This is a genomic window from Mycolicibacterium arseniciresistens (genome assembly GCF_030519285.1).
Taxonomy (GTDB): domain Bacteria; phylum Actinomycetota; class Actinomycetes; order Mycobacteriales; family Mycobacteriaceae; genus Mycobacterium; species Mycobacterium arseniciresistens.
The window spans coordinates 1-2,855 of the sequence record NZ_JAUMSQ010000479.1 but is presented as its reverse complement, the minus strand read 5'-3'; the positions used below and the strand labels follow the sequence as shown (position 1 = coordinate 2,855).

Genomic DNA, 2,855 nt, shown 5'->3' with positions numbered 1-2,855 from the left:
GAGTGCGGCCGCCGGCGCGGTGCGCGCCGCCACCGACGAGCTGGCCGGCCTCAACGAACGTGAGACCGGAAAGCTCATCGACGACGCGCGCGGCGGTGTGGAGGCCGGCGCCGGGACACTCGTCCAGTACGCGGAACTGGGCCCGCTGCACCGCGGCCGCAGCCTGCACGGCGGCTGGTCGGCCACCGACCTGATGATCCCCGAGCCACGCGGCGTGGTGGCGGTGCTGACGCCGTGGAACGACCCCGTCGCTGTGGCGGCCGGACTGCTGGGCGCTGCGCTGGTGACCGGCAACACCGTCGTGCACAAGCCCAGTGAGCGGTGCCCGGGCACCGGCCGCCGGTTCGCCGAACTGCTGGCCGCCCAGCTGCCCGACGGAGTGCTGGAGATCGTCGACGGCGACGCGACGGTGGGCGCCCGGCTCGCCGCAGCCGACGAGGTCGACGTCGTCGCGCATGTCGGCAGCAGTGTCACCGGCCGCGCCATCGCCCGGGCCTGCGCCGAGCGGGGCGCCAAGGCGATCCTGGAGAACGGCGGCAACGACGCGCTGCTCGTCGACGACGGCGTCGACCCGCGGTGGGCCGCCGAGCAGGCGGCGCAGGGCGCCTTCGCCAACGCGGGCCAGATCTGCGTGTCCGTGGAACGCATCTTCGTCACCAGATCCGTCGCCCAACCGTTCCTCGACGCGCTCGTCGAGCAGGCCGGCGTCTGGGCCGACCGGATCGGGCCGCTTGTCGACGAGCGTCAGCGCGAAGTGGTGCACCGGCACGTCACCGAGGCGGTCAAGGAGGGAGCGCGGGTGCTCGCCGGGGGCGAGCAGGGCCGCGGGCCGGGCACCTTCTATCCGCCGACCGTGCTGACCGACTGCGCTCCGGACATGTTGGTGTTCCGCGAGGAGACGTTCGGTCCGATCGCCCCGGTGCGGGTGGTTCCGGACTTCGGCACCGCGCTCGCGGAGGCGGCCGACGACCACTATGGCCTGGCGGCCACCGTGCTGACGCCGGACATGGCGCACGCACAGGAGGCGTGGCGGGCGCTTCCGGTGGGCACGGTGAAGATCAACGCCGTATTCGGCGGGGCGCCGGGCGGCGCCGCCGAACCGCGCCGCGCCAGTGGCAGCGGCATGGGCTACGGCCCGGAACTCCTCGACGAGATGACTGCCATGAAGGTGGTGCACTGGTCACCGCCGCCGGCGTGATCCGGCCGGCTCACCGCCCGGCCCCGGCGAAATCCGCGACGATGCGGCCGAGTTCGGCCCCGCGTTGCTCCTGCACGAAGTGGCCCGCACCCGCGATGGTCACGTGCGCCTGATCCCGCGCCCCCGGCACCCGCTGCTGGAACACCTTCTCCCAGCCGGCCGTCGCGGGATCACCGTCGGAGTAGGCCGTCAGGAACGGCCGGTGCCACCGCTCGAGCGCGGCCATCGTGGCGCGTCCGATCGCGGCGCCAGGATCGTTGCGCGTCAACGGGATCAGCGCGGTGAGCTGCCGCAGCCCGGCCTGATAGGACGGGTCCGGGAACGGCGCGTCGTACGCGGCGAGCACACCGGGTTCCAGCGGCCCGGCGACCGCATCGAGGAACATGCTGGCTGTGATAGTGGGACTGCGCTGGTAGTACGACACATAGTCCAACAGCGTCTCGGTCAACAGCACCGCATCGTCGCCGACTCCGTGGTGCGGCCACGTCAGGGCCCCCTCCAACGCGGGGTCACAGGTGTGCAGGATGGTGTTGCTGGCGACCACGCCGGAGAACCGGTCCGGGTCGCGGGCCAGCACGCTCAGCCCGATCGGCCCGCCCCAGTCCTGAGCCACCAGGGTCACCTCCCGCAAATCCAGCCCGGTGACCAGGCTGTGCACCCAGTCGACGTGCCGGCCGAAGGTGTAATCCGTTCTCTGCGTTGGCTTGTCGGAGCGACCGAAGCCGATGTGGTCCGGTGCGACGACGCGGTGCCCGGCATCCACGAGCACCCCGATCGTCGTCCGGTAGAGGTACGACCACGTGGGCTGTCCGTGCAGCAGCAGCACCGCAGGGCGATCGGGCGGTCCTTCGTCGACGTAGTGCATCCGCACCGGCTCGCCCCCGCGGCTTCGCACGTCGATGTAGTGCGGTGCGAAGTCGAAGCCGGGCAGGTCCGCGAAACGGTGGTCGGGTGTCCTCAAGACGTCCATCTTCACCCGTCCCACCGCGTCGTCGGACACCGAACCCGTAGCTTGGTCTGCTGGTGAGAACATTAATAGACTTCGACGCCGCACCCGCGTTCGCCATCCCGGCGATCGACGCCCGGGGTGGGCCGACGGTGTGCGAAGGCATGCTGCTCGAGGGTCCGCAGGGGTGGGGCGAGTTCAGCCCGCCCGCCGACGGCGGTGACACCGAGGCCGCGCGCTGGCTGACCGCTGCCGCCGAACCGGGCACCGTGGGCTGGCCCGACCCGCTGCGCGGGCGGGTGCCGATCGCCGTTCCGGTGCCCGCCGTCGACACCGACCGCGCGCACGCGATGACCGCCTCGTCCGGTTGCCGAGCCGCCGACGTCACCGTCATCGGTACCGCGGATTCCCTCGCCGGCGACATCGCCCGCGTCGCCGCCGTCCGCGACGCCATCGGCACGGCCGGTGGCCTGCGCTGCATCCCGTACCGGCGGTGGGACGTCGACACGGCGGTGCGTGCCATCGAAGCGCTCGCCGAAGCCGCCGGCGGTCTCGAGTTCATCGAACATCCTTGCCGCACAATCGGAGAGCTCGCCGCGGTGCACCACCGGGTCGATGTCCTGGTCGCCGTCGACGCGTCGGCCGCCGACCCGACCGAGGTGACGCCCGGCGCGCTCGCCGACGCCGCGGACCTCGCCGTGCTCCGGTGCG

Annotated in this window: 3 protein-coding genes; 2 read left to right on the top strand and 1 reads right to left on the bottom strand. The window is 72.5% G+C overall.

Annotation, left to right across the window (positions count from 1 at the left end; translation table 11 throughout):
• On the top strand, positions 1-1,198 hold a 1,198-nt coding region (locus tag Q2100_RS30725), incomplete at its 5' end, for an aldehyde dehydrogenase family protein (RefSeq protein ID WP_302917054.1).
• 10 nt (positions 1,199-1,208) lie between these two features.
• On the opposite strand, the gene Q2100_RS30720 is transcribed toward Q2100_RS30725, so the two are convergent.
• Positions 1,209-2,198 carry a haloalkane dehalogenase gene (locus Q2100_RS30720; protein ID WP_328518148.1) on the bottom strand — a complete coding sequence of 330 codons (990 nt, stop codon included), beginning with the start codon at positions 2,196-2,198 and terminating at the stop codon, positions 1,209-1,211.
• A gap of 23 nt (positions 2,199-2,221) precedes the next feature.
• Here Q2100_RS30720 and Q2100_RS30715 point away from each other — a divergent pair.
• Positions 2,222-2,855: enolase C-terminal domain-like protein (locus tag Q2100_RS30715; protein WP_302917053.1), on the top strand; the 634-nt coding region annotated here is incomplete at its 3' end.